This window comes from Citrobacter sp. Cpo065 (genome assembly GCF_030332805.1).
GTDB classification, from domain to species: Bacteria; Pseudomonadota; Gammaproteobacteria; order Enterobacterales; family Enterobacteriaceae; genus Citrobacter; species Citrobacter portucalensis.
This window is the reverse complement of the sequence record NZ_JAOWHC010000035.1, coordinates 82,735-107,740: the sequence shown is the minus strand read 5'-3', so window position 1 is coordinate 107,740 and position 25,006 is coordinate 82,735. Positions and strand designations below refer to the sequence as shown.

The following is a 25,006-nucleotide window of genomic DNA, read 5'->3' as shown; positions in this document are numbered from 1 at the left end:
AATCACAACACGCATCTAACACTTTACTTTTCAAGGAGTATTTCCTATGACCCGTAAAGAGCTTGCCAATGCCATTCGTGCGCTAAGTATGGATGCCGTCCAAAAAGCTAACTCCGGCCACCCTGGAGCACCAATGGGGATGGCCGATATCGCCGAAGTTCTGTGGAACGATTTTCTACGCCATAACCCGACCGATCCCACCTGGTACGATCGTGACCGGTTTATTCTGTCCAACGGCCACGCCTCAATGCTGCTTTACAGCCTGTTGCATCTTTCCGGTTACGACCTGCCAATCGAAGAATTAAAGAACTTCCGTCAGCTCCATTCGAAGACGCCAGGGCACCCGGAAATTGGCTACACGCCAGGCGTGGAAACCACGACAGGACCGCTGGGTCAGGGTTTAGCCAACGCAGTCGGTATGGCCATTGCCGAACGTACGCTGGCAGCGCAGTTTAACCAGCCGGACCATGAGATTGTTAACCACTTTACCTGGGTCTTTATGGGCGACGGCTGTCTGATGGAGGGTATTTCACACGAGGCTTGTTCGCTGGCGGGCACGCTGGGGCTTGGCAAACTCATTGGTTTCTACGATCACAACGGCATCTCGATTGATGGTGAAACCGACGGCTGGTTTACCGACGATACTGCAAAACGCTTTGAGGCTTATCACTGGCATGTGGTACACGACATTGACGGTCATGACCCAGAGGCGGTGAAAAAAGCCATTCAGGAAGCGCAGGCTGTTACCGATAAACCATCGCTGATTATCTGCCGCACGGTGATTGGTTTTGGCTCACCAAATAAAGCAGGGAAAGAGGAAGCGCACGGCGCTGCGCTGGGCGAAGAAGAGGTGGCACTGACCCGGCAGAAGCTGGGGTGGCATCATCCTGCTTTTGAGATCCCCAAAGAGATTTACCGGGCGTGGGACGCACGCGAGAAAGGCGAAAAAGCGCAACAGGGCTGGAAGGAGAAATTCGCAGCTTACCAACAAGCCTACCCGGAACTGGCGGCAGAGTTTTCTCGCCGGATGAGCGGTGGGCTGCCGAAAGAGTGGGAGGCAACAACCCAGAAATATATTACCGAGCTGCAGGCCAATCCGGCCAAAATCGCCACCCGTAAGGCCTCGCAAAATACCCTTAACACCTACGGGCCTATACTGCCAGAGCTGCTTGGCGGATCGGCGGATTTGGCCCCCAGCAACCTGACCATCTGGAAAGGCTCCTCCTCTCTTAAAGAGGATCATGCAGGAAACTACATCCACTACGGCGTGCGTGAATTTGGTATGACGGCGATTGCCAACGGTATCGCCCATCACGGGGGCTTCGTACCGTACACCGCTACGTTCCTGATGTTTGTCGAATATGCCCGAAATGCCGCGCGTATGGCGGCGCTGATGAAAGCCCGACAAATCATGGTTTATACCCACGACTCAATTGGCCTGGGGGAAGATGGTCCTACGCACCAGGCCGTTGAACAGCTCGCCAGCCTGCGCCTGACGCCTAATTTCAGTACCTGGCGACCGTGCGATCAGGTTGAAGCGGCAGTAGGCTGGAAGCTGGCAGTCGAACGTCATGACGGGCCAACGGCGCTGATCCTCTCGCGGCAGAATCTGGCACAGGTTGAGCGCACGCCAGAGCAGGTGCAGCAAATTGCCCGCGGCGGCTATGTGCTGAAGGATGGCGGCGGTAAGCCGGATGTTATTTTGATTGCTACCGGTTCAGAAATGGAAATCACGCTGCTGGCAGCGGAAAAACTGACCGGAGAAGGTCGTAACGTGCGAGTGGTTTCTCTGCCCTCAACCGATATCTTTGACGCCCAGGATGAGGCGTACCGGGAATCGGTCCTGCCAGCAAACGTCAGCGCTCGCGTGGCGGTAGAAGCAGGAATTGCTGACTACTGGTACAAATATGTCGGGCTGAAAGGGGCAATTGTTGGGATGACGGGTTATGGAGAGTCGGCTCCAGCGGACAAACTGTTCCCGTTCTTCGGCTTTACGGTAGATAACATCGTCGACAAAGCGCACAAGGTGCTTAACGCGTGATCCACAGTGTGGGCCAGGCATCTGGCCCATGCCAGTTATCGCAGCTTGGCTCCTGGGCATAGCGCACCAGGCGAAAACGTTGACCGTCGTAGCGCCAGCGGGTCTGGATACCGCAATCTGCCAACCCTCGTCCTTTAGCGAGGGTGACCAGCTCCCGCGACTTCTCGTCAAACGTAGCGTTGGTCAGCTCCATATCGCGACTTTCTGCATCCGTTTTAAACGGCAGGCTTAACCGTACCGCGCGTGAAGTCAACGGAGTCGTACGTGAAACCACCCACGCCAGATCGATGGTGTTATACGCCCCGGCCTCACAGCCAATCATCAGCAGCGCTTTATCGTCTGTTAGGGCCGTGACGCGCATCTCGCGACGCAGCGGATCGATAGAGCAACGAATACCGTTGATCCGCCAGTTACCATAGTCCAGCAGTTCACTGCGCTCCTGCTGCGTGAGAGGCGTTGGCGTTGGATTAATGACCGCTACACCTTTCAGCGCGGGGGCCGGAGGTACGCTGAGCGGAGGCTCGTCACCTTTTTCAATCCATGCGGTTTCGCTCCCCACCCGTTTTTGCTGGGCGTCGATAAACAACAATGCGGCTTTTAGCCCGACCAGCGAAAGGTTTTGCGCACCTTTTTGCAGGGTAATCGCCTTCGCGTCCTGTACGGTTTGTAAAAATGCGCTGATGGTGGCGGGATCATCGGTCGTCAGCTGCCAGGGAGTTATGCGCCAGTGCTCGCCGCTCAGCGAGAGTGGCGCACCATCCAACAGCAGACGCGGCGCAATATCGCTCTCTTTGACGCTGGACGATTCCAGCCCGCCCAGCTCAATACGCAACACGGCGTCGGTATGCGCCCCGGCGCTGCGGCTCAAGGTCATGACCAGGCCGTGGTGCTCTCCGGTATTGCGCGCCACGCAAAAATTTTGGTTATTACACGTCACCTGCCAGTCAGAAAACGCCTGTTGCGCGGGCGCAGCCCACAGCAATCGGGCGGGTAGCAACCCGAGCAGGAAAAGGAGAATAACGCGATAGCGCATGGACGGTACAACCCCGAAGTCAAAACACACAGCCTAAGCGGTATCTTCCTTGCGCGACTGATGTGGCTCAATAAGAATCGTCGGATTGGCCGTAAATTTGTAAAGAAATATAAATCCCGCGCATTAGTCCATGAGATGCGATGACTGCAAATAGTTCAGCAATAGCACCGTTTTACCGTCACGGATCTCACCCGTTTTGATCATTTCCAGCGCCTGTGTGAACGGCAGTTCCAGAACTTCAATATCTTCATCTTCCACGCCGCCACCCGCGTTTGTCCGCTGACTGTCACGGTATTGCGCGATGAAGAAGTGGATTATTTCCGTCACACCGCCCGGCGACATGTATAGCTCAAACAGTTTACGTACTTCACCCACTTCAAAGCCGGTCTCTTCAATCGCCTCTTTTCGAATACATGCTTCCGGTTCGTCGTTATCCAGCAGCCCGGCGCAGGTTTCAATCAGTTGACCGTCTTCGTTACCGTTGACCCATGTCGCAACGCGAAACTGGCGGATGAGCACCACCGTTTTCTTCTCCGGGTTATACAGCAGGATTGTGGCGCCGTTGCCACGATCGTAAACCTCACGTTTGTGACGGATCACCTCTCCATTCTTACGGGTCAGGTCATAAGTGATATTGCGCAGGACGAAGTAGTTATCGGAAAGGACTTTATCTTTGATGAGGGTAATTTTTTGCGACATACCGGCTCCACAGCAAGAAGTGAGAAATAATACTACGCCGTGAAACCGGGTTTGTCTTGGAACAATGTAGGCCTGATAAGCAAAGCGCCATCAGGCATTCATGCGGCACATTGCCGGATGGCAACGCTAACGCGTTTTATCCGGCCTACTCGCCGATTAATGAGATTTGACTGATTTTACGCCCAGCCAGTCGACGATCCCCTGGGCGGCATGCCGCCCTTCCGCCATAGCCGTCACCACCAGGTCTGCACCGCGTACCGCGTCACCACCGGCAAAGATTTTCGGGTTACTGGTTTGATAACGGTATGCACTTTCAACATCGGCGGCAATGCGCCCCCAGTTATCGACCTTAACGCCATGCGACTCCAGCCACGGCATGCCATGTGGGTGAAAACCAAACGCCATAATCACCGCATCTGCGGGCATCACAAACTCACTCCCGGCAATGGGAACCGGGCGGCGACGGCCCTGCGCATCAGGTTCGCCAAGTTGAGTACGTAAGAAACGCACACCGCTGACTCGCCCATCGGCATGCAACACCAGCTCAACCGGCTGAACGTTAAACTCGAAATTTGCCCCCTCTTCCCGGGCGTTCTTCACCTCTTTTTTCGAGCCGGGCATGTTGGCTTCATCACGACGATAGGCGCAGGTCACCTGGCTTGCGCCATGACGCAGGGCGGTTCGCACACAGTCCATTGCCGTATCGCCTCCGCCCAGCACAACCACGTTTAGTCCGGCGGTATCGATAAACGGTTCTTCAGGCAGTTCCTCCAGCCCCATCACCTGCTTGGTGTTGGCAATCAGGAACGGCAGCGCATCATACACGCCTGGCGCGTCTTCATTTGGCAGGTCCGCCTTCATGGAACGATAGGTTCCTACGCCCACGAACACGGCATCGTAATCCTCCAGCAGCTTTTCAAGCGCGACATCCTTACCCACTTCACAATTAAGTTCAAAATGAATGCCCATGGCGCTGAAGATTTCACGGCGACGCGCCAGCAGCGATTTGTCCAGCTTGAAGGCCGGAATACCGAACGTCAGCAAACCGCCAATTTCAGGATGGCGATCGTAAACGGTGGCGCTGACGCCGCTGCGCGCAAGCACATCCGCACAGGCCAGACCCGCCGGACCCGCACCGATGATGGCAACACGCTTGTCCACTTTCTGCACATGGCTTAAGTCCGGTCGCCATCCTTTACTCAGCGCCCGATCGGAGATGTAACGCTCAATATTACCGATGGTAACTGCGCCATGCTCGCTACGCACCGTACATGCCCCTTCGCAGAGTCGATCCTGCGGGCATACGCGTCCGGTCACCTCCGGCAGGCAGTTGGTCTGGTGAGAAAGCTCAACCGCCGCGTCGATATTCCCGGCTTTGACCAGTTCAATCCACTGCGGAATGTGGTTATGCAGTGGACAGGTCCATTCGCAGATACTGTGGTCGCCGCATTTCAGGCAGCGAGAGGCTTCGCGCTCCGCCTGCGCCGTACGAAACGGCAGATAGATCTCTTCAAAGCTGGTTTTCCGGGCCTCAATCGCCAGTTTATCCGGCTCCCCGCGCGCAGGCGTCGCCTGCATTTGCTCACGTTTAGTGATGACATGTGGAACAAAATCGGTAGTGCTGGCATGCCATGGCTGGCTTTCCAGACTTGCGGTACGCAGCCTGCGCGCTTTTGACAGACCGGTAAGCGAATTTTCCGTCACCAGCTGTAACGCCTGCGCCGGACAGTTCTCTACGCAGGCGGGTCCCTGTTCACGCCCCTGGCACAGATCGCATTTGTGCGCGGTAGCTTTCACCTTCCCTTTGGCGACGGGAGTGAGTACGATCTGCATCGTGCCGAAAGGGCAGGCTACAACGCACGATTTACAGCCAATACACTTTTGCGGGTTCACCTGAACGCTGTCGTTATCATGGCTAATTGCCCCGTTTGGGCAACTTCTGGCGCAGGGTGCATCTTCGCAGTGGTGGCAGGTCACCGCGCTGCGCTGCTGCTGATGCTTAATGACGGTAATTCGGGGCTGAAAATGCCGTTGACTCAGGACATGCTGTTCGCCATTGTGAGCCATGACGCAGGCGACCTCACAGGCATGGCATCCCAGGCACTGCTGGCTATTGACCATAATAAAACGATTCATGGCTTCCTTCTTTTTTGGTTGCAAAAACCTTATTCTTTATAAGAGTGTTATTAACCGACACGGAAGGAAGCGGCAATGTTCATTTGCCCAGGAAGCACAACTATTTATCCAGAACCTGTGGCAGATCAATTTATTTCATCGCATATGAAATTGTGTTTCAGTTACCATCCAGTTTCATGGCGTTTTATTAACATTTATCAAATACACCGCATCGTTCACGCTGTTTTCAGGCGCGACGTGTATTGTGTGAGGATGCACAAGTGACGGTAAAGCGTCCGGTCTCGGCCAGTCTGGCTAAAGCTTTTTTCTACATAGTGATGCTGTCGATTCTCTCAACGGGTATTGCGCTGCTCACGCTGACCAGCAGCTTGCGAGATGCCGAAGCCATCAACGTTGCTGGCTCATTGCGCATGCAAAGCTACCGTCTGGGTTACGATCTACAAAGCCAGAGCCCGCAGCTTAATGCCCACCGCCAGCTTTTCCAGCAGGCGCTAAACTCGCCAGCATTACAGAATCTGAACGCGTGGTATGTGCCACAAGCGGTAAAAAGCCGCTATGGACGTCTGCATGCTAACTGGCTGGAAATGAACGCCCGCCTGATCGACGGCGATTTAAAATGGTACCAGGCCAACATCAACAACTACGTCGATCAGATCGATCTCTTCGTGCTGGCGTTGCAGCATTATGCCGAACGTAAAGTAATGCTGGTATTTGGCATCTCGCTGGCGGGCGGGATCGGCATATTCACCCTCGTCTTCTTTACCCTGCGGCGCATTCGCCAGCAGGTGGTGCGTCCGCTGAATAAACTGGTGATGGCCAGTCAGCAAATTGAACACGGTCAATTTGATATCCCACCGCTGGATACCGGTTTGCCTAATGAACTGGGGTTGCTGGGCAAAACATTTAGCCAGATGTCGAGTGAATTACACAAACTGTATCGCTCGCTGGAAGCGTCTGTGGCCGAGAAAACTCACGATCTGCACGAAGCCAATCGCCGTCTGGAGGTGTTGTATCAGTGCTCGCAGGCGTTAAATACCAGCCAGATTGATGTGCACTGCTTCCGCCATATTTTACAGATCGTCCGCGAACATGACGCCGCGTATTTCCTTGAACTCACTGTCGGTGATAACTGGCGGATTAGCGAAGGGACTAAAAGCCTCGAGCTACCGATGCAGATCCTGCCTGTCACCATGCAGGAAACCGTCTACGGCGAACTGCACTGGCAAAGTCCAAACGTCAATGCTTCTACTCCGCTGCTCAACAGCGTCTCCTCGATGCTGGGACGCGGGTTGTACTTCAACCAGGCGCAAAAACATTTTCAGCAGCTGTTGTTAATGGAGGAGCGAGCGACGATTGCACGCGAGCTGCACGACTCGCTGGCGCAGGTGCTCTCTTATTTACGCATTCAGCTCACGTTGCTTAAACGTTCAATCCCGGAGGATAACGCCCCGGCGCAAAGCATTATGGCGGATTTCTCCCAGGCGCTGAACGATGCCTACCGTCAGCTACGCGAACTGCTCACCACCTTCCGTCTGACCTTACAGCAGGCAGACTTACCCTCCGCCCTGCATGAAATGCTGGAAACGCTGCAAAATCAAACCTCAGCTAAACTCACACTCGACTGTCGGTTACCCACGCTGGCGTTGGATGCGCAAATGCAGGTGCACCTGTTGCAGATCATCCGCGAAGCGGTGCTGAACGCCATTAAGCATGCCAGTGCGAGCGAAATTGCCGTCAGCTGCGTAACGGCTCCGGACGGCAACCACACGGTTTATATCCGCGATAACGGCATCGGCATTGGCGAGCCGCATGAGCCTGCAGGGCACTATGGACTAAATATTATGCGTGAGCGGGCGGAAAGACTAAGCGGCACGTTGACCTTCTCTCAACCTTCCGGAGGGGGTACGTTGGTGAGCATCAGTTTCCGTTCGGCTGAATCAGACAGTGAGCTAACGTAAAGAACCGCAAAGCGCCGTCGGGTCTGGATCCAGGCCTGACGGCGTTGGCACGAAAGGTATGCTGTAAACGGGCATGATAATTTACATTATCTTCTTTTTTTCTCCACGTTTGACCCGTACCTTGCCGCTAAAGTGAAGCAAGCCATACCCATAACGATACGCAGAAACACGAGGTCCTCTTTTAATGGCGAATTTTTTCATCGATCGCCCCATTTTTGCCTGGGTGTTAGCTATCCTGTTGTGCCTGACAGGAGCCCTGGCTATTTTTTCACTGCCCGTTGAGCAATATCCCGATCTGGCACCGCCAAACGTGCGTGTCACCGCCAACTATCCTGGCGCTTCGGCTCAGACTCTGGAAAACACCGTCACCCAGGTTATCGAGCAGAACATGACCGGTCTCGATAACCTGATGTACATGTCATCGCAGAGCAGCGGGACAGGTCAGGCTACGGTTACGTTGAGCTTCGTTGCCGGAACCGATCCTGACGAGGCCGTCCAGCAGGTGCAAAACCAGCTGCAATCGGCAATGCGTAAACTGCCGCAGGCAGTACAGGATCAGGGGGTCACGGTGCGTAAGACCGGGGACACCAATATTCTGACTATCGCCTTTGTCTCCACCGATGGCTCAATGGATAAGCAGGACATCGCCGACTACGTCGCCAGTAACATTCAGGATCCACTCAGCCGTATTAACGGCGTAGGAGATATTGACGCTTACGGCTCACAGTACTCCATGCGTATCTGGCTTGACCCGGCCAAACTGAACAGTTTCCAGATGACCGCTAAAGATGTGACCGACGCTATCGAGTCACAGAATGCGCAGATTGCCGTCGGGCAACTTGGCGGTACGCCTTCGGTGGACAAGCAGGCGCTGAACGCGACGATCAACGCCCAGTCGCTACTGCAGACTCCGGATGAATTCCGCGCCATTACGCTACGCGTCAACCAGGATGGTTCAGAAGTTAAACTGGGCGATGTGGCGACGGTCGAAATGGGTGCTGAAAAGTATGATTACCTCAGCCGCTTTAATGGAAATCCTGCCTCCGGCCTGGGCGTGAAGCTGGCTTCAGGCGCCAATGAAATGGCGACAGCAACGCTGGTCATTAACCGTCTGAACGAGCTGTCACAATATTTTCCGCATGGGCTGGAATATAAGGTGGCTTATGAAACCACCTCCTTTGTCAAAGCCTCAATCATCGACGTGGTAAAAACCCTGCTGGAAGCTATTGCACTGGTATTCCTCGTGATGTACCTGTTCCTGCAAAACTTCCGCGCCACGCTGATTCCCACCATCGCCGTTCCCGTCGTCCTGATGGGTACCTTCTCCGTGCTTTACGCCTTTGGCTATAGCGTAAACACCTTGACGATGTTTGCGATGGTGCTGGCGATCGGTCTGCTGGTCGATGACGCCATTGTGGTGGTGGAAAACGTCGAGCGTATTATGAGTGAGGAAGGACTCTCACCGCGGGAAGCGACACGGAAATCGATGGGGCAAATCCAGGGTGCGCTGGTCGGTATCGCCATGGTGCTGTCAGCGGTGTTTATCCCGATGGCCTTCTTCGGCGGCACTACCGGGGCCATTTACCGCCAGTTCTCGATTACTATCGTCTCCGCCATGGTGCTGTCTGTTCTGGTGGCGATGATCCTGACCCCCGCTCTGTGCGCCACCCTGCTCAAACCACTGCATAAGGGCGAGCATCACGGACAAACCGGTTTCTTCGGCTGGTTTAACCGGATGTTTAATCGCAACGCCGAGCGCTACGAAAAAGGCGTTGCCAGAATTCTGCACCGCAGCCTGCGCTGGATACTGATCTACGGCCTGCTGCTCGGTGGAATGGTTTTCCTGTTCCTGCGCCTGCCAACCTCCTTCCTGCCGCTGGAAGACCGCGGCATGTTTACCACCTCGGTACAGCTGCCCAGCGGCTCCACACAGCAGCAAACATTGAAAGTGGTTGAGGAAGTGGAGAAGTATTACTTCACCCATGAGAAAGACAACATTATGTCAGTCTTTTCCACGGTCGGTTCTGGCCCTGGCGGGAACGGTCAAAACGTGGCGCGTATGTTTGTCCGCTTAAAAGACTGGGATGAGCGCGACACCACTACCGGAACCTCTTTCGCCATCATCGAACGTGCGACCAAAGCCTTTAATAAGATTAAAGAAGCCCGCGTCTTCGCCAGCAGCCCTCCGGCTATCAGCGGCCTCGGAAGCTCTGCCGGTTTCGATATGGAGCTGCAGGATCACGCCGGTGCGGGCCATGATGCGTTAATGGCCGCGCGCGACAAACTCATTGAGCTGGCCGGGAAAGACACGTCCCTGACCCGCGTTCGTCATAACGGTCTGGACGACAGCCCGCAGTTGCAAATTGATATCGATCAGCGCAAAGCCCAGGCGCTGGGCGTTTCCATCGACGACATCAACGACACATTGCAAACGGCCTGGGGTTCCAGCTACGTCAATGACTTTATGGACCGGGGCCGCGTGAAGAAGGTTTACGTGCAGGCGGCAGCAAAATATCGCATGCTCCCGGACGACATTAACTTGTGGTACGTCCGCAACAACAGCGGTGGCATGGTGCCTTTTTCGGCCTTTGCGACTTCACGCTGGGAAACGGGTTCTCCACGTCTGGAACGCTATAACGGCTACTCCGCGGTCGAGATTGTCGGCGAAGCTGCGCCGGGCGTCAGTACCGGTACGGCAATGGACGTGATGGAATCGCTGGTGCGCCAGTTACCGACAGGGTTTGGCCTCGAATGGACTGCGATGTCTTATCAGGAACGGCTATCGGGCTCTCAGGCCCCTGCCCTGTACGCCATTTCTTTGCTGGTCGTGTTCCTGTGTCTGGCGGCACTGTACGAAAGCTGGTCGGTACCCTTCTCCGTCATGCTGGTCGTGCCATTGGGGGTTATTGGCGCGCTACTGGCGACCTGGATGCGCGGCCTGGAAAACGATGTTTATTTCCAGGTCGGGTTACTTACCGTGATCGGGCTATCGGCGAAGAACGCAATATTGATTGTTGAATTCGCCAATGAGATGAACGAGAAAGGACACGATCTGCTCGACGCCACGCTCCATGCTTGTCGCCAACGTTTACGCCCAATTCTGATGACGTCACTGGCGTTTATCTTCGGGGTGCTGCCGATGACCATCAGCAGTGGCGCTGGTTCTGGCGGTCAACATGCGGTGGGGACAGGCGTAATGGGCGGGATGATTTCAGCCACTATCCTGGCGATTTACTTCGTTCCCCTGTTCTTTGTGCTGGTGCGCAGACGCTTCCCATTGAAGCCACGCCCAGAATAATCGGACACAAAAAAGGCGACTTACGTTGAGTCGCCTTTTTTTATCCTTTACAGGATATGAATTTCTTCCAGAAAATTATTTACGAAGCATCACTTCGATAAAGTCTTTCCAGTTCCCCAGTTCACGTTCAATCATAACAACCTCTCTTATTATTATGGGCATTCTACGAAATCATCATCATTAAAAGAAGGCAATTTAACCGATGGTTGCGATTGATTCCTCCAGTGTTTGGGGTTTATGTGATCACTATGCGCTATACCCATAAATTTTATGTGACTTACTGCAATATTTTGAAATATTCATACATCATCTACTACTTTTGCAATTCTGATGGAAAAACAGTCTGATGCAAACAGGCAGATTCTGATTTTTAGTTATACGGTATTTTTTGGAGCTTTCAGGAATCATTATTCACTGTTGTTCAACAATGTTATATTTTTCTATAACGATTGAATGACAATATGTATTATTCATTGCCACAGAATAAAAGAATAAATATTCAAGTTACGTCAATAAGGATTCAAATGATCACCCTTTACGGCATTAAGAATTGCGACACGATTAAAAAAGCCAGACGCTGGTTGGAGGCTCAAGGTATTGACTACCGCTTTCATGATTATCGCGTCGACGGTCTGGACAACACGCTATTACAGTCCTTTATCAGCGAATTAGGTTGGGAGGCGCTGCTCAATACGCGTGGAACCACCTGGCGTAAACTCGATGAATCCACGCGCAGTCAAATCACCGATGCGGCTTCCGCCGCCGCGTTGATGATTGAAATGCCAGCAATTATCAAACGCCCATTGCTCTGCGCGCCGGGTAAGCCTATGCTGCTTGGTTTCAGTGAATCCAGTTATACTCTGTTTTTTAATGAGGTGTAGTCTATGTCGTGCCCGGTCATTGAGCTGACACAGCAGCTTATTCGCCGTCCTTCCCTGAGCCCGGATGATGCCGGGTGCCAGGCGTTAATGATTGAACGCCTGCGTGCGGTAGGTTTTACCGTTGAGCGAATGGACTTTGGTGACACACAGAATTTTTGGGCATGGCGCGGTAAAGGTGAGACCCTGGCATTTGCCGGTCACACCGACGTAGTGCCTGCCGGCGATGTCGATCGCTGGATCAATCCACCGTTCGAACCGACCATTCGCGATGGCATGTTGTTCGGGCGTGGCGCTGCCGATATGAAGGGTTCACTGGCGGCGATGGTCGTGGCCGCAGAACGTTTTGTCGCCCAGCATCCAAACCATCAGGGTCGTCTGGCCTTTTTGATAACGTCTGACGAAGAAGCCAGCGCCAAAAACGGCACCGTGAAGGTGGTTGAAGCGCTGATGGCGCGTAATGAACGACTGGATTATTGCCTGGTGGGTGAGCCATCCAGCACGGAAATCGTTGGCGACGTGGTGAAAAATGGACGTCGTGGTTCACTGACCTGCAACCTGACCATTCACGGCGTGCAGGGCCACGTAGCCTATCCGCATCTGGCCGATAACCCGGTACACCGCGCGGCCCCCATGCTCAACGAACTGGTGGCGATCGAGTGGGATCAGGGTAACGAATTCTTCCCGGCGACCAGCATGCAGATTGCCAATATTCAGGCTGGAACCGGAAGCAACAACGTTATCCCTGGAGAACTGTTTATCCAGTTCAACTTCCGTTTCAGCACTGAGCTGACCGATGAGATGATTAAAGCACGGGTTCACGCGCTGCTGGAGAAACATCAGCTGCGTTATACCGTCGACTGGTGGCTTTCCGGTCAGCCGTTCCTGACCGAACGCGGTAAACTGGTGGATGCAGTGGTGAACGCCATTGAGCACTATAATGAGATTAAACCGCAGTTACTGACTACAGGCGGGACGTCCGACGGGCGTTTTATTGCCCGCATGGGGGCGCAGGTAGTAGAACTTGGGCCGGTCAACGCCACTATTCATAAAATTAATGAATGTGTTAATGCCGCCGACCTGCAGCTGCTTGCCCGTATGTATCAACGTATCATGGAGCAACTCGTCGCCTGATGAGTGTTCCTGTAAGAGGAAATGAGCATGGACTGGCTGGCAAAATATTGGTGGATTCTGGTGTTGGTGTTTCTGGTAGGCGTGCTGCTGAACGTGATTAAAGATCTCAAGCGCGTCGATCACAAGAAATTTCTTGCCAACAAGCCGGAGCTTCCCCCGCATCGTGACTTTAACGATAAATGGGATGACGACGACGATTGGCCGAATAAGGACCAACCGAAGAAATAATTAGTAGGCAGATAATTCCCGTAGGCCCGGTAAGCGTTAGCGCCACCGGGCATTACGTGCCGGATGGCAACGCTTCGCGTTTTATCCGGCCTACGGTGATCAATCAGATCATGGCAATCACATCATCATCGTGAGGCTTACCGCCGCTCAGCGCTTCATCAAAGTAGTGCTTCGGTACGGTAAAACGCAGATGATCGAGCGCAAACTGCATGCTGCGTTCATCAATGGCGTGCCCCAGATTTTCGACGATATCCAGCGTCACATCCCCACCGGCGCGAATTAACGCTTCCTGCGCGGCAACGGCATGAGATAACTCAATTACCCGGTCTTCGCCACCGTGAATCAAATGCACCGTCGTCGCGGTGGTTGCAGCCTCTGGCAAGGTGGCATAGCGGCCATTGAAGGCGATAACCCGCGACGCCAGCCCCGGCTCAGCTTTGATGCTCTCAAGTGACATAATCGACCCTTGAGAAAAACCAATCAGCGCGGTTGCCTGCGGCGAAACGCCGCTTTGCTTCTGCCAGTAGCGCACGGTTTCGATAAACACCGGCATAATGGCGTCAACACGTTCCTGACGATTCTCTTCTGTTACGCCCTGCACCGAAAACCACTGACGTCCGGACGTCGTTCCGTAAGGCTCTGCTCCACCAATGCTAACGATTAGCGCATCCGGAAACAGCGGCGCAAACCAGGAGCCGATTTCGCCCATGGCAACCGGGTTATCGCCGACGCCATGAAACAGCAGCAGTAGCTGTTGAGCGGGTTTATCGGGACTTTGAACAACAAAATGGTCATGTTTCATGGCGATCTCCTTAACTGATGAGAATCATTCTACGCCGCTTAACCGCAATGACCATGCCAGGAAATTGAAGAAGTTAGTGAAAAAATTGCCATTGCATAATGCGATTATGTAGCCGCTGTTCACGCTCTGCATCCAGCTGATTTAATGCCTGTGCCGCTTCGGCGCGCTGAATGACCAGCAACGCTTTACGACCAGAAATCTTGAGCTGTTGGCACAATTCGGCGTCGCTACGTTTAGCCTGGATGCGTCCGCGCAAGGCCGGAAGAGGTAACTCACTGTGCTCAAGCAGACGACTCAGACAGCCTAGCGACGTCAATAATGGCCGATGCGCGAAGGCAAACCCAGCCAGCTCAGCCCAGTCATCCTCATTAAGCGTAGTCTCTTTCAGCGGGACCAGCGGAATGCTCTCACCGTTCCATCGCGCAAGGATTTCCGCATCACGGCGCAAATGCTGGTGCTCCCGCTCGGCAAGGCGTTTCCCCGCTTCGCTAATGGGAAGTAACGCCATGGCGGTATAACAGCCGCTGCTGGCTTCCCGATGATTTCCCATTCGCACCAGCACAAAACCGCAGCGTTGCCAGAAACGCCATAGTTCAGCCGTATAACCAAAGCTGACGGACAGATAATCACACTGCATGGAATAACGCAGGGCCTGCATAATCAACTGCTGTCCGATACCTTCTCGCTGGCGAGCAGGATGAACCGCAATTCGACTGACCCGTCGCCCGACAAGCGTCGCCGCCAACGGGTCACCACCGTGCGCCGCCAGCGACTGCGCAACCAGATTCCCTCTCGGTCGACGATATCCGGCCCAGACGGCCTGGCTTAATTCCGCGGATAGTCCCCCTTCATCGACCAACCAGACAGCCCCCGCCACTGAGTCAGCGGTTGATGCCTGAAGAAAATGCTGACCAGGCGCGTCCATCATCCGCCGCAGGTCCAATGGCGAGGTGCGATAATGCGCTCCAGAAAGCAGCTGGTATACCGCTAACGGCAGCGCCGGATTAACATGCCAGGACTGTTGCTCAAATGCCGAGAAGTGAAGCTCCCCCAATGGGGCATGCGTGAACGTTTCATCATCAAACACCAGCACATCGCTGACGATTTGCTCCAGCGGACATCCCTGCGCCCAGCGTACCGGTTGTTGCAACTCATAGTGTTGAAGATTGGGGAAGCGGGCACAGAATTTCAGCAGGAAGCCTCTCCCCGTTCCCTCGTAGCCTTGTACTGTAGTGGTTAACAGCGTTCGAGGAAAACGCGCCACCAGTTGGTGCAGCAGCGGCGCGGGGATCGCGGCGGCTTCATCCACAATTAGCCAGTCTGCGATTGCAGAACTGCTTAACAGCGCATCCGGGGCCATAAAACGGTAACGCTCTCCGGCAAATTGCGCCAGCACATCGGTTGCCGCTTTGGCAGGCGCTGTCACAATCGCAGTGCCATTAATCCGCGCTATGAGTTGCCCTGCCAGAGCGGATTTGCCCCGACCCCGTGCCGCCGTCACCGCAACCACACCGGGAGGCATAGCCAGCAAATGATTTAATATCATCGCCTGTTCTGGCTGGGGTTCGCCGGTTGCCGCGTGCCAGGCTGCGCGAGCAGGAAAGTGCGGACAGGCAACCGGCTGATGCTGTTGCCAGTGCAGAGCCTGTCTATCGCGGGAAATCACCCGTTTGACGTGTTCAATAAAGTGCGGTGTAGGGATAGGTTCAGCACAATCGCTCCAGCGTAGTGAATCCGCGTCCGGATGCGTGTGCCAGGAATGCCAGGGTGGGGTCAGCAAAACCAGCCAACTGCCAGCAAGCAGTGTGCCGCTTAAGGCGGCAAACGCCGCAGCGTCAAAACCCTGCCCTGCGTCAAAAACCGCATGACGAAACTCGCGCCCTAATAATGTTTTTAGCGCCTGCGGCGTACAGCACGGCTCGGTAGGGGCTTGCTCCCCTACCCACAGCCAGTCGCCGGGTAACGTGCTACGTAGCGCTAATGCCTGTTCCTGACACCAGTTATCCTCGCCGCTGATAATCAGCAGACGACGGATCCCTTCGTGGGTCATTTGTTCGGTTAACGCGCTCAGCGCCGTGTTATCGGACATCCCTGCCTCAGTATCTTAAATACCTTTACCAAAAGTATTACATTGCCCCGGATCGCCGCTGTCAAAGCCGCGTTTGAACCAGGTAAAACGCTGTTCAGAGGTTCCGTGAGTAAAGCTGTCCGGCACGACGCGTCCTTGTCCCTGCTGTTGCAGACGATCGTCACCAATGGCCTGTGCGGCGTTCAGTGCCTCTTCCAGGTCACCAGACTCCAGTACGCCCTGCTGCTGCATGCTGTGGCCCCAGACACCGGCAAAGCAGTCTGCCTGCAGTTCCATTCGAACGGAAAGACGGTTCACTTCTGCCTGTGAGGCATTCTGCTGCATCTGACGAACTTTAGGTTCAATGCCCAGCAGTTTCTGCACGTGGTGACCCACTTCATGGGCGATAACATAGCCCTGAGCAAAATCACCATCGGCGCCCAGCTTGTTTTTCATGTCGTCATAGAATGAAAGGTCGATGTAAACCGTACCATCTGCCGGGCAATAAAACGGTCCCATCACGGACTGACCCGCGCCGCAGCCGGTACGCGTCGCGCCCCGGTACATCACCAGCTTCGGCTGTTGGTAGGTGCGACCCATTTTTTCAAACTGCTGTCCCCAGGTATCTTCTGTTGTAGCCAGAATCACCGAGGTAAATTTTGCCGCTTCATCATCGTTTGGGCTGATGGAGCGTGATGATTGCTGTTGGGAGACCGGCTGGCCAGTCATTAGCCCGGTGAGATCCACGCCATAGTAACCCGCCACCAGCACCACAATCAGCAGGATGATGCCTCCTTTACCACTGGGCAGACGAAAACCAGGCCCACCCATAGAGGGGCCGCCAGAGCTGTTTCGTCTGTCTTCCACGTTGTCACTTTCACGACGCCCTTGCCAGCGCATAATCACCTCAACTTTTTATTCATTATGATGATGATCGTAGGCGGTTCGGAACAGGATTACCATAAGAAATAGTAATCAAATCAGGTGGGGTTAATGAGCCGGAGAGCGATCGCCGGCTCAGGGGAAGATTAGTCTAACTTCACACCCAGGCGATGCGCGACGGCTTCATAGGCTTCGATCAGGCCGCCCAGACTCTGGCGGAAGCGATCTTTGTCCATTTTATCCAGCGTTTCTTTGTCCCACAGGCGGCTACCGTCCGGTGAGAATTCATCACCCAGGACCACTTCACCTTTATACAAACCAAACTCAAGTTTGAAGTCGACCAGAATCAGACCAGCATCATCAAACATCTTTTTCAGCACGTCGTTAGCTTTGTAGGTCAGCTCTTTCATACGTGCCAGATTCTCTTTGCTCACCCAACCAAAAGTTTCGCAATAGGAATCGTTAATCATTGGATCGTGCATAGCATCGTTTTTCAGGAACAGATCAAACAGCGGCGGATTCAGTTCAATACCTTCCTCAACGCCTAAACGCTTAACCAGAGAGCCTGCCGCGCGGTTACGTACCACACATTCAACCGGTACCATCTCCAGTTTTTTCACCAGACATTCGGTATCAGAAAGCAGTCGCTCCATCTGGGTAGGAATACCCGCTTCTTGCAGTTTAGTCATAATGAAATGGTTGAATTTGTTGTTCACCATGCCTTTACGGTCAAACTGTTCAATGCGCGCGCCATCCCCTGCTGACGTATCATTGCGGAATTCGAGCACCAACAGGTCCGGGTTTTCCGTGCTGTATACGGTCTTCGCTTTACCACGATACAACTCAGCTTGCTTTTGCATCTTTATTACTCCTGGGTGTGAATTAACGATAAATATTGCGTTTTTCTGCCGACGCACACGTTTGCGTATCATATCAGAAAAAAAGGGCTGGAGTTATCCAGCCCTTTATTTTTACTTACTGAACGCTGCCTGGAAGACGGCGACCAGCGCGTCGTTCTGGCTTTGCGTCAGGGTATGCCCCTTCGGATCGATAAACTGCAAGCTGCTGCGGTTGTCTAAATCACCGACCTGCAGTTTATAGTCGCCGGATACCAGACCCGGATCGCTTGCGCCCAACTCCTGCCAGTTGCTATCGGACAGTGGTTTGTAGGTCACCGCGATGCTGCCCTGAGAACGGGTGCTGTCGGTTACCTTCATCCCCACTTTCTCAAGCGCTGCCGGCAGACGCTGCCACACCACGTTGAACGGCCCACGTACCACCAGCATTGGTAAACCTGTGTCATCGGCGGCGCTCTGAACATCCATGGTGGCTGCAGAGCGGTTCTGCGCGGCATTCGCGGCGTCGGTGGCGTTTTTATCCAGACCAGCAGAGATAACGTTCATCATCTCAGCGCTGTAGCGCTGCATTGATGCCGCATCGGCTACGGGTTTACCCGCCTGCTCGAGGTTAACCAGTTTCACCGTTACCGCTTGCTGATAGCCCTGCGGTTTAACCGAGATTTGATAACGTCCACGGTACTGCTCGTCTTCATCCAGACGGTTCCAGTCAACCCAGTCGGTGGTCAACGTCTGGCTGGCATCATCACGTTTGGTGATCGTGTAGTTTTTAGACTGAATGACGCTAACGACCTGCGGCCACAGTGTGTTGCCACGACCGTTTTCCACCAGTAATGTCGACGTATCACCCGCGATCTGTGTGCGAGCACCGGTGACTAATGCTAACGGCTGAGCCGGTGGACGAATATCCAGCGCTTTACCCACGGCACCACTGCCGTTGGTTACCGGGATATTATAGTCGCCCGACATAACCGGCAAAATCATCCCAGCTGGAGCATGAAGCTCAGCAAGCGGTGCGGCCTCCAGATAGGATTCATCACCGCTCACCTGGCGCTTATAGCGCGAGTCAGAGCTACAGGCCGCGAGCAACATAACAAGCGAAACACCCGCAACCTTGGCCAGGCGCGACTTTTGTACTGAGTAAGCCATCAAATCTCCCTAAACTTTACAGCAAACCGGCATGCTTAAGCGCCGCTTTGACGATTTCACGAGCATTGTCCGTAATTGGCGTCATCGGCAGACGTAGCGTATCGGTCGCCACAAGTCCCAACTCCTTACACGCCCATTTCACGGGGATAGGATTGGGTTCGACAAATAGTTTGTTGTGTAACGGCATCAGACGCTGGTTAATCACCCGCGCCTCGGCAAATTGCCCGGCTGCCGCCAGTTTGCACATTTCAGCCATATCACGTGCCGCAACGTTAGACGTTACGGAAATCACGCCATGACCACCGAGCTGCATAAAATCCAGTCCGGTCGCGTCATCACCGCTGAGCAGAATAAAGTCGTCCGAAACCAGCTCTTTGATCTGGTGAACGCGACTTAAGTTCCCCGTGGCCTCTTTAATAGCGATAATATTTTTAACTTTCGCCAGACGACCAACGGTTTCCGGCAGCATATCGCAGCCAGTACGGGACGGCACATTATACAGAATTTGCGGCAGGTCAGTATGCTCAGCGATGGCTTTGAAATGCTGGAACAAACCTTCCTGGGTTGGGCGGTTGTAGTAAGGCGTCACCGTCAGGCAGCCGACAACACCGCTGTCGTTGAAACGCTGCGTCAGACTAATGGCTTCCGCGGTCGCATTGGCGCCGGTTCCGGCAATCACCGGAATACGCCCGTCAGCCAGTTCCAGCGTCATCATCACCACATCGCCATGTTCATCATGACTCAGGGTGGCGGACTCACCGGTGGTGCCAACAGAAACGATCGCCGAGGTGCCGCTGGCGACATGATAATCAATCAGTTTTTTCAGGCTCGACCGGCAGACTTTACCTTTCTCATCCATCGGCGTAACAAGCGCGACAATACTTCCCGTGAACATGGGCCATCCTCTGTGCAAACAAGTGTCTCAATGGTACGTTTGGTACGACAATAAAAGCAAGCGACCAGAGCCGTTCTGATTGTTGTATGCATGTTTTTTTTATGCTTTCCTTATGATTACCTCACCGCTCAAAGGAAGAACAGGTTTGACATCGTCATCGCAACACTATCTGGTCATTACTGCGCTGGGTGCCGATCGCCCAGGAATTGTGAACACCATCACGCGTCATGTCAGCAGTTGCGGCTGTAATATCGAAGACAGCCGACTGGCCATGCTGGGTGATGAGTTCACGTTTATCATGTTGCTGTCGGGCACCTGGAATGCCATCACCCTGATTGAATCAACCCTGCCATTAAAAGGCGCAGAGCTGGATTTACTCATTGTGATGAAGCGTACGACCGCGCGCCCCCGTCCGGCAATGCCTGCTACGGTATGGGTGCAGGTCGATGTCCCTGATTCTCCCCATTTGATTGAACGCTTCACCGCTCTGTTTGACAGCCACCAAATGAATATTGCGGAACTGGTTTCACGCACGCAACCGGCTGAGAATGGAAAGGCGGCGCAGTTGTTTATTCAAATTACCGCACATAGTCCTGCGTCACATGATTCGGCAAATATTGAAGATGCGTTTAAAGCACTCTGTACAGAACTCAATGCGCAAGGCAGTATTAACGTCGTCAATTACTCACAGCATGATGAACAGGATGGAGTTAAGTAATGAACCCACTGAAAGCCGGTGATATCGCACCGAAATTTAGCTTGCCGGATCAAGACGGAGAACAAGTAAATTTAACCGACTTCCAGGGACAGCGTGTTCTGGTTTATTTTTACCCGAAAGCCATGACACCCGGCTGTACCGTACAGGCCTGCGGCCTGCGCGATAACATGGATGAGTTAAAAAAAGCGGGTGTTGAAGTGCTGGGGATCAGCACTGACAAACCAGAGAAGCTTTCCCGATTCGCGGAGAAAGAAGTCCTGAATTTCACGCTCCTGTCCGATGAAGATCATCAGGTTTGCGAGCAGTTCGGCGTCTGGGGTGAGAAGTCATTTATGGGAAAAACCTACGATGGCATCCACCGCATCAGCTTCCTGATTGATGCCGAAGGGAAAATTGAGCATGTGTTTGATGACTTCAAAACCAGCAACCACCACGACGTAGTAATGAATTGGCTGAAAGAGAACGCCTGACCGTGAAATGCCGGATGGCGGCGTGAACGCCTTATCCGGCCTACAAATGCACGCGCGTAGGCCGGATAAGACGCGTTAGCGTCGCCATCCGGCAGATGACCGCCCGGTTACTCAAACGTCCCTTTCACGCACGCTTTCTGCTCCCTGACTACGGCTTTTCCCTTCGCCCACAGGTGATGAACTTCCAGCGCGTCGTTGAGCACCAGAATGTCCGCATCGCATCCCACCGCCAGACGCCCTTTATGCTCCAGTGCCAAAAATTCTGCGACCGTACGCGTCAGCGGACACAGCGCCTGTTCCAGCGGTATGGCATGAATCTTCACCAACTGGCGCACCGTCTCAGCCAGTGATTCAAACCCCGCGACACCGATGCCAGTGAGATTGCCAAGCTCATCAAATTCCGGCTGGCTGCCGTTGCCATCCGAGCTAAGGGTAATGCGCGACAGCGGCACGTTCTGGCGCAGCGCCGTGGCGATAGCCGTGGCCGGGTCGACGGGCTCATCAATGCTGCTGGTAATGTCGATATAACCGCCTTTACGGGCATACTCCAGCGCCGCCTGGAACAGCGGTTCCGCACGGTTAACGTGTGTCGGCAACAGTTTAGTAATCGGCACATCGCAGCAGTCGAGGATCTGGTACAACGGTTCCAGCATGCGCGGGCTGTCGCCCATATGGAAAACGCTGATCCCTGGTTTGCGCCCTAACAACCCGCCGACGCGCGACTGCGCGGCCATGTTTGCCAGCGCCGAGGTATCCGGGGCTGAGGAACGATGGTCCGAAATCGCACATTTCACGCCAATAACTTTATCAATCAGTGCCACGTCGCGATCGATACTGCCGGTGATAGTCGGGGAAGGCAGAGAATACGCCCCGGTCAGCATCCATGCGCTGATGCCTTCAAACTCCAGCGCGCGGGTTTTTGCCAGCAGCGATTCCGGGTGACGGGTAATGCCATCGGTCCCCAGCAAACCCACCACCGACGTGACGCCAGCTTCAACCAGCCGTGACAAGCGCACTTCCGGCGTGCGGGTATGCGGCCCCGCCTCCCCACCGCCGCCAATAAGATGGACGTGTTGATCGATAAATCCTGGGCACACAATCGCGCCGTCAAGATTGATACACTCGCAACCGGGAAAGTCTTCAGGAGAAATTGACGGGGCGATGGCAACAATTTTGCTGCCGGAGACCAGTATATCCTGTCGCCCTAAATCTTCCGGCGCATACACGTGTCCCTGCTGGAACAACGTCAAATCAAGAATTGAACAGTTCATAACCTTCCTTGTCAGGCAATAACCTGCATAACCCAAATAGAGAGCAGCGCATTAATGACGCATACCGCAATAATTAGCGGGTAATAACGAGGATGAACCCCCGCGGTCCCCAGACAACGGCCCACATTTTGCACCGGATTGCCCATCAGGTAGATAGCCGGTAACAACACCGTGGCATCATGTCCCGAAAGCGTACCGGCGACAACCAGGCTGGCGCACACGCCGACGCCGCCTCCCATACTCATCACCGCTGCCAGCAGCACAGTGGCAGATTCCCCCGGCAGCCCCCACAGCGCCATTACCGGCTCGCATACCCGCCCGACAACCTCGAGCAGCCCTGTCACCTTCAGCGCCTGAATAATCACAAACGCCATCACCACGTTAGGTAACAGACTGGTTGTTGCAATGGTAAACCCGCGCCGTGCGCCATCGATAAACATATCCATGACGTTTTTACGTACCTGTGTTGTCATCTCACGCCTCCTGCTGCATACGGCGATTTTCCAGCTGCGCGATCCATACACGCAACAGGTTCGCGCCCACAAATTTGAAGACAAGGATCACAGCCAGCGGCGTAATCACCGGAACGGTCACCATCGTAAACAGCGCTGCGCCAGAAGAAAAATAGTTGGTAATGCACGCGCTGCCGCTGGTTTGCCAGCAGGCAAAAATAGCGCGTTCCTGCTCTGTGATAATGCCCTCTTCCGCCATTTCTTTGGTCATCCCTGCCGCGGCATCGGTATTTTGCAAATTCGCAATCAACGCCAGCGAACAAATACCCGGAATGCCCAGTAACGGACGCAGGACCGGCGTCATCAGCTGTTGTGCCGCGCGCAACCCACCCAACCCTTCGGTGACGGAAATAATCCCGAGCGAAAGAATGACGGAAGGTGCCAGTTCAAGCGCGAATAAGAAGCCGTCTTTTGCCCCCATCCCCCCAGTGCCACGAAAAGAGACTGCCGTGTCGCCCGCAGCATTAATCTGCCCAAACGCACCGTTGAGGACGGTGAAGTCAAAGACCCGCCACCATTCGGTACTTTTCGCAAACATGCCGGAAAAAAGAATAATCGTAATAAAAAAAGCGAGATAACCGCCCCATCCCACCTTTTGCTGCGTGTGTGTGCTGTGACCCATTTTGTTCTCCTGTTGGCCTTAATCCTTGTGTGACTAAAAGACATCACGATGGTCAAGTTAAAGACAAACGCGGAGAAAAACGACAGCAGAAGAGATTATTCAGAAAGTGTGGATAGAGGTCAGACAAGTTCAGATCCGGCGACATGATATCGCCGGATCTTGCAGATTAGGGTTCGTCAACGACCTGACCATCCGGCCAGGCATGCATTACCGCTTTGATTAACGTCGCCAGAGGAATCGCAAAGAATACGCCCCAGAATCCCCACAGACCGCCGAAAATCACCACGGAGAGAATAATCACCAGTGGATGCAGATTGACCGCCTCGGAGAACAACACGGGAACCAGCAAATTGCCGTCCAGTGCCTGGATTATCAGGTACACAGCAAAACAGCTCCAGAACTCGGTGCCAAGCCCGAACTGGAACAGCGCCACGCCAACCACCGGAATCGTCACCACAAAAGCGCCGATATACGGGATCAGCACAGAGAACCCGACCAGCACCGCCAGCAGCAGCGAATAGTTGAGACCAAACAGCAGGAAGCCGAGCCAGGTTGCTACGCCGACCACCACCATTTCCAGCACCTTCCCGCGGATATAGTTGGTGATTTGCTGATTCATCTCTTTCCATACCTGCCCCGCCAGCCCGCGGTTACGCGGCAGCACCCGGCGCACGGCGTTCAGCATCTGTCCTTTATCTTTGATCAGAAAGAACACCATCAATGGGACGAGAACCAGGTAAACCGCCAGCGTCAGCAAACCGACCAGTGAGGCCAGCGAATATTTCACCACCGAATCGCCCATGGTGAGCATTCGCGAGCGCATATTTTCCGCCATCGCATCAATGATGCCCGCATCCATCAGCGCCGGGTAACGTCGTGGCAAGGTGGCGGCAAAATCAGACAATTTATTGAGCATGCCGGGCATGTCGCGGATCAGGTAAATTCCCTGCTGCCACGCAACGGGCATCACCACAAAGGCCATCAGCAGTAAAATACCGACAAATACCACCAGCACAATCGATGTCGCCCAACGCCGTGAACACCCAATATGTTCCAGCCGCACTGTCGGCCATTCAAGCAGGTACGCCAGCACAATGGCGACCAGCAGCGGCGCCAAAAGACCGCTAAAGAAAAACAGGATGCCAAAACCGGCAACAAGAATAATCAGCAGGGCGATGGCTTCGGGGTCGCTAAAGCGGCGACGATACCATTGCATCAACATTTCGAGCATAAAACCCTTCCATGAACCCAATAGCGGGATTGCGATCCCGAATTGTATCGAAATGTCACAAAAAAGACTTCGCTTTTTATGGCTGATTACGCAAAGTGAAAAGACATTTTTCCTGGGTGTTCAT

General features: G+C 54.0%; 22 protein-coding genes. 8 read left to right on the top strand and 14 right to left on the bottom strand.

The annotated features are described in order from the left end of the window. Nucleotides 1-46: 46 nt before the first annotated feature. Entirely contained in the window at nt 47-2,041 is a 1,995-nt protein-coding gene (gene tkt, locus OGY68_RS21025) for a transketolase (RefSeq protein ID WP_057066929.1), read from the top strand. Here tkt and OGY68_RS21020 read toward each other — a convergent pair. The 3 genes from OGY68_RS21020 to aegA all read right to left on the bottom strand — a co-directional run bounded on the left by OGY68_RS21020 (nt 2,031) and on the right by aegA (nt 5,909). Next, entirely contained in the window at nt 2,031-3,074 is a 1,044-nt protein-coding gene (locus OGY68_RS21020) for a DUF1176 domain-containing protein (protein ID WP_008785425.1), read from the bottom strand. The genes tkt and OGY68_RS21020 overlap by 11 nt on opposite strands. A 123-nt stretch (nt 3,075-3,197) precedes the next feature. After that, nucleotides 3,198-3,773, bottom strand: a complete 576-nt coding sequence (gene nudK, locus OGY68_RS21015; protein WP_008785426.1) for a GDP-mannose pyrophosphatase NudK — start codon at nt 3,771-3,773, stop codon at nt 3,198-3,200. 156 nt (nt 3,774-3,929) lie between these two features. Then, a complete protein-coding gene (gene aegA / locus OGY68_RS21010) occupies nt 3,930-5,909 on the bottom strand; it encodes a formate-dependent uric acid utilization protein AegA (RefSeq protein WP_008785428.1) in 1,980 nt (659 codons plus the stop codon). A gap of 260 nt (nt 5,910-6,169) precedes the next feature. Here aegA and narQ point away from each other — a divergent pair, with 260 nt between their 5' ends. Both narQ and acrD read left to right on the top strand, forming a co-directional pair. Then, on the top strand, nt 6,170-7,867 hold the full coding sequence (gene narQ, locus OGY68_RS21005) for a nitrate/nitrite two-component system sensor histidine kinase NarQ (RefSeq protein WP_032944178.1): 1,698 nt from the start codon (nt 6,170-6,172) through the stop codon (nt 7,865-7,867). 184 nt (nt 7,868-8,051) lie between these two features. After that, nucleotides 8,052-11,165, top strand: a complete 3,114-nt coding sequence (acrD, locus tag OGY68_RS21000; protein ID WP_008785430.1) for a multidrug efflux RND transporter permease AcrD — start codon at nt 8,052-8,054, stop codon at nt 11,163-11,165. 75 nt (nt 11,166-11,240) lie between these two features. Here the strand turns inward: acrD and ypfM are convergent, their stop codons facing one another. Beyond that, on the bottom strand, nt 11,241-11,300 hold the full coding sequence (gene ypfM / locus OGY68_RS20995) for a protein YpfM (RefSeq protein WP_001386977.1): 60 nt from the start codon (nt 11,298-11,300) through the stop codon (nt 11,241-11,243). A gap of 389 nt (nt 11,301-11,689) precedes the next feature. On the opposite strand from ypfM, the gene OGY68_RS20990 reads away from it, so the two are divergent. The 3 genes from OGY68_RS20990 to OGY68_RS20980 are packed head-to-tail and all read left to right on the top strand — an operon-like array spanning nt 11,690 to nt 13,405. Beyond that, nucleotides 11,690-12,046 (top strand): ArsC family reductase, encoded by a 357-nt coding sequence (locus tag OGY68_RS20990; RefSeq protein WP_003835078.1) that lies wholly within the window; start codon nt 11,690-11,692, stop codon nt 12,044-12,046. A 3-nt stretch (nt 12,047-12,049) separates the two neighbouring features. After that, on the top strand, nt 12,050-13,177 hold the full coding sequence (dapE, locus tag OGY68_RS20985; RefSeq protein ID WP_003037976.1) for a succinyl-diaminopimelate desuccinylase: 1,128 nt from the start codon (nt 12,050-12,052) through the stop codon (nt 13,175-13,177). A gap of 27 nt (nt 13,178-13,204) precedes the next feature. Beyond that, entirely contained in the window at nt 13,205-13,405 is a 201-nt protein-coding gene (locus OGY68_RS20980; protein WP_003835080.1) for a YpfN family protein, read from the top strand. 103 nt (nt 13,406-13,508) lie between these two features. Here OGY68_RS20980 and ypfH read toward each other — a convergent pair whose 3' ends face one another. The 6 genes from ypfH to dapA all read right to left on the bottom strand — a co-directional run bounded on the left by ypfH (nt 13,509) and on the right by dapA (nt 20,058). Then, complete coding sequence (gene ypfH, locus OGY68_RS20975) at nt 13,509-14,207, bottom strand: esterase (RefSeq protein WP_057066931.1); 699 nt, start codon at nt 14,205-14,207, stop codon at nt 13,509-13,511. A 73-nt stretch (nt 14,208-14,280) separates the two neighbouring features. Continuing rightward, nucleotides 14,281-16,296 (bottom strand): tRNA(Met) cytidine acetyltransferase TmcA, encoded by a 2,016-nt coding sequence (locus tag OGY68_RS20970; protein ID WP_057066933.1) that lies wholly within the window; start codon nt 16,294-16,296, stop codon nt 14,281-14,283. Between the two features lie 15 nt (nt 16,297-16,311). After that, on the bottom strand, nt 16,312-17,175 hold the full coding sequence (gene ypfJ / locus OGY68_RS20965; RefSeq protein WP_032944186.1) for a KPN_02809 family neutral zinc metallopeptidase: 864 nt from the start codon (nt 17,173-17,175) through the stop codon (nt 16,312-16,314). A gap of 128 nt (nt 17,176-17,303) precedes the next feature. Next, nucleotides 17,304-18,017, bottom strand: a complete 714-nt coding sequence (purC, locus tag OGY68_RS20960; protein ID WP_003835086.1) for a phosphoribosylaminoimidazolesuccinocarboxamide synthase — start codon at nt 18,015-18,017, stop codon at nt 17,304-17,306. Between the two features lie 111 nt (nt 18,018-18,128). Continuing rightward, nucleotides 18,129-19,163 carry an outer membrane protein assembly factor BamC gene (bamC, locus tag OGY68_RS20955; RefSeq protein ID WP_003835088.1) on the bottom strand — a complete coding sequence of 345 codons (1,035 nt, stop codon included), beginning with the start codon at nt 19,161-19,163 and terminating at the stop codon, nt 18,129-18,131. A 16-nt stretch (nt 19,164-19,179) separates the two neighbouring features. Then, nucleotides 19,180-20,058, bottom strand: coding sequence for a 4-hydroxy-tetrahydrodipicolinate synthase (dapA, locus tag OGY68_RS20950; protein WP_003037957.1), 879 nt, complete (start codon nt 20,056-20,058; stop codon nt 19,180-19,182). A gap of 145 nt (nt 20,059-20,203) precedes the next feature. On the opposite strand from dapA, the gene OGY68_RS20945 reads away from it, so the two are divergent. After that, complete coding sequence (locus OGY68_RS20945) at nt 20,204-20,776, top strand: glycine cleavage system transcriptional repressor (protein WP_003037954.1); 573 nt, start codon at nt 20,204-20,206, stop codon at nt 20,774-20,776. Further along, nucleotides 20,776-21,246, top strand: a complete 471-nt coding sequence (bcp, locus tag OGY68_RS20940) for a thioredoxin-dependent thiol peroxidase (protein ID WP_003835095.1) — start codon at nt 20,776-20,778, stop codon at nt 21,244-21,246. Before OGY68_RS20945 ends, bcp begins: the two co-directional genes overlap by 1 nt. A gap of 107 nt (nt 21,247-21,353) precedes the next feature. Here the strand turns inward: bcp and iadA are convergent, their stop codons facing one another. The 4 genes from iadA to OGY68_RS20920 form a co-directional block, all read right to left on the bottom strand. Further along, nucleotides 21,354-22,517: a beta-aspartyl-peptidase gene (gene iadA, locus OGY68_RS20935; RefSeq protein WP_057066937.1), complete on the bottom strand. Its 1,164-nt coding sequence runs from the start codon at nt 22,515-22,517 to the stop codon at nt 21,354-21,356. Nucleotides 22,518-22,528: 11 nt separating this feature from the next. After that, nucleotides 22,529-22,990 carry a YjiG family protein gene (locus tag OGY68_RS20930; protein WP_003835099.1) on the bottom strand — a complete coding sequence of 154 codons (462 nt, stop codon included), beginning with the start codon at nt 22,988-22,990 and terminating at the stop codon, nt 22,529-22,531. A 1-nt stretch (nt 22,991) separates the two neighbouring features. Next, on the bottom strand, nt 22,992-23,651 hold the full coding sequence (locus tag OGY68_RS20925; RefSeq protein WP_032944189.1) for a nucleoside recognition domain-containing protein: 660 nt from the start codon (nt 23,649-23,651) through the stop codon (nt 22,992-22,994). 166 nt (nt 23,652-23,817) lie between these two features. Beyond that, nucleotides 23,818-24,882, bottom strand: a complete 1,065-nt coding sequence (locus OGY68_RS20920; RefSeq protein ID WP_003037941.1) for an AI-2E family transporter — start codon at nt 24,880-24,882, stop codon at nt 23,818-23,820. Nucleotides 24,883-25,006: the final 124 nt, after the last annotated feature.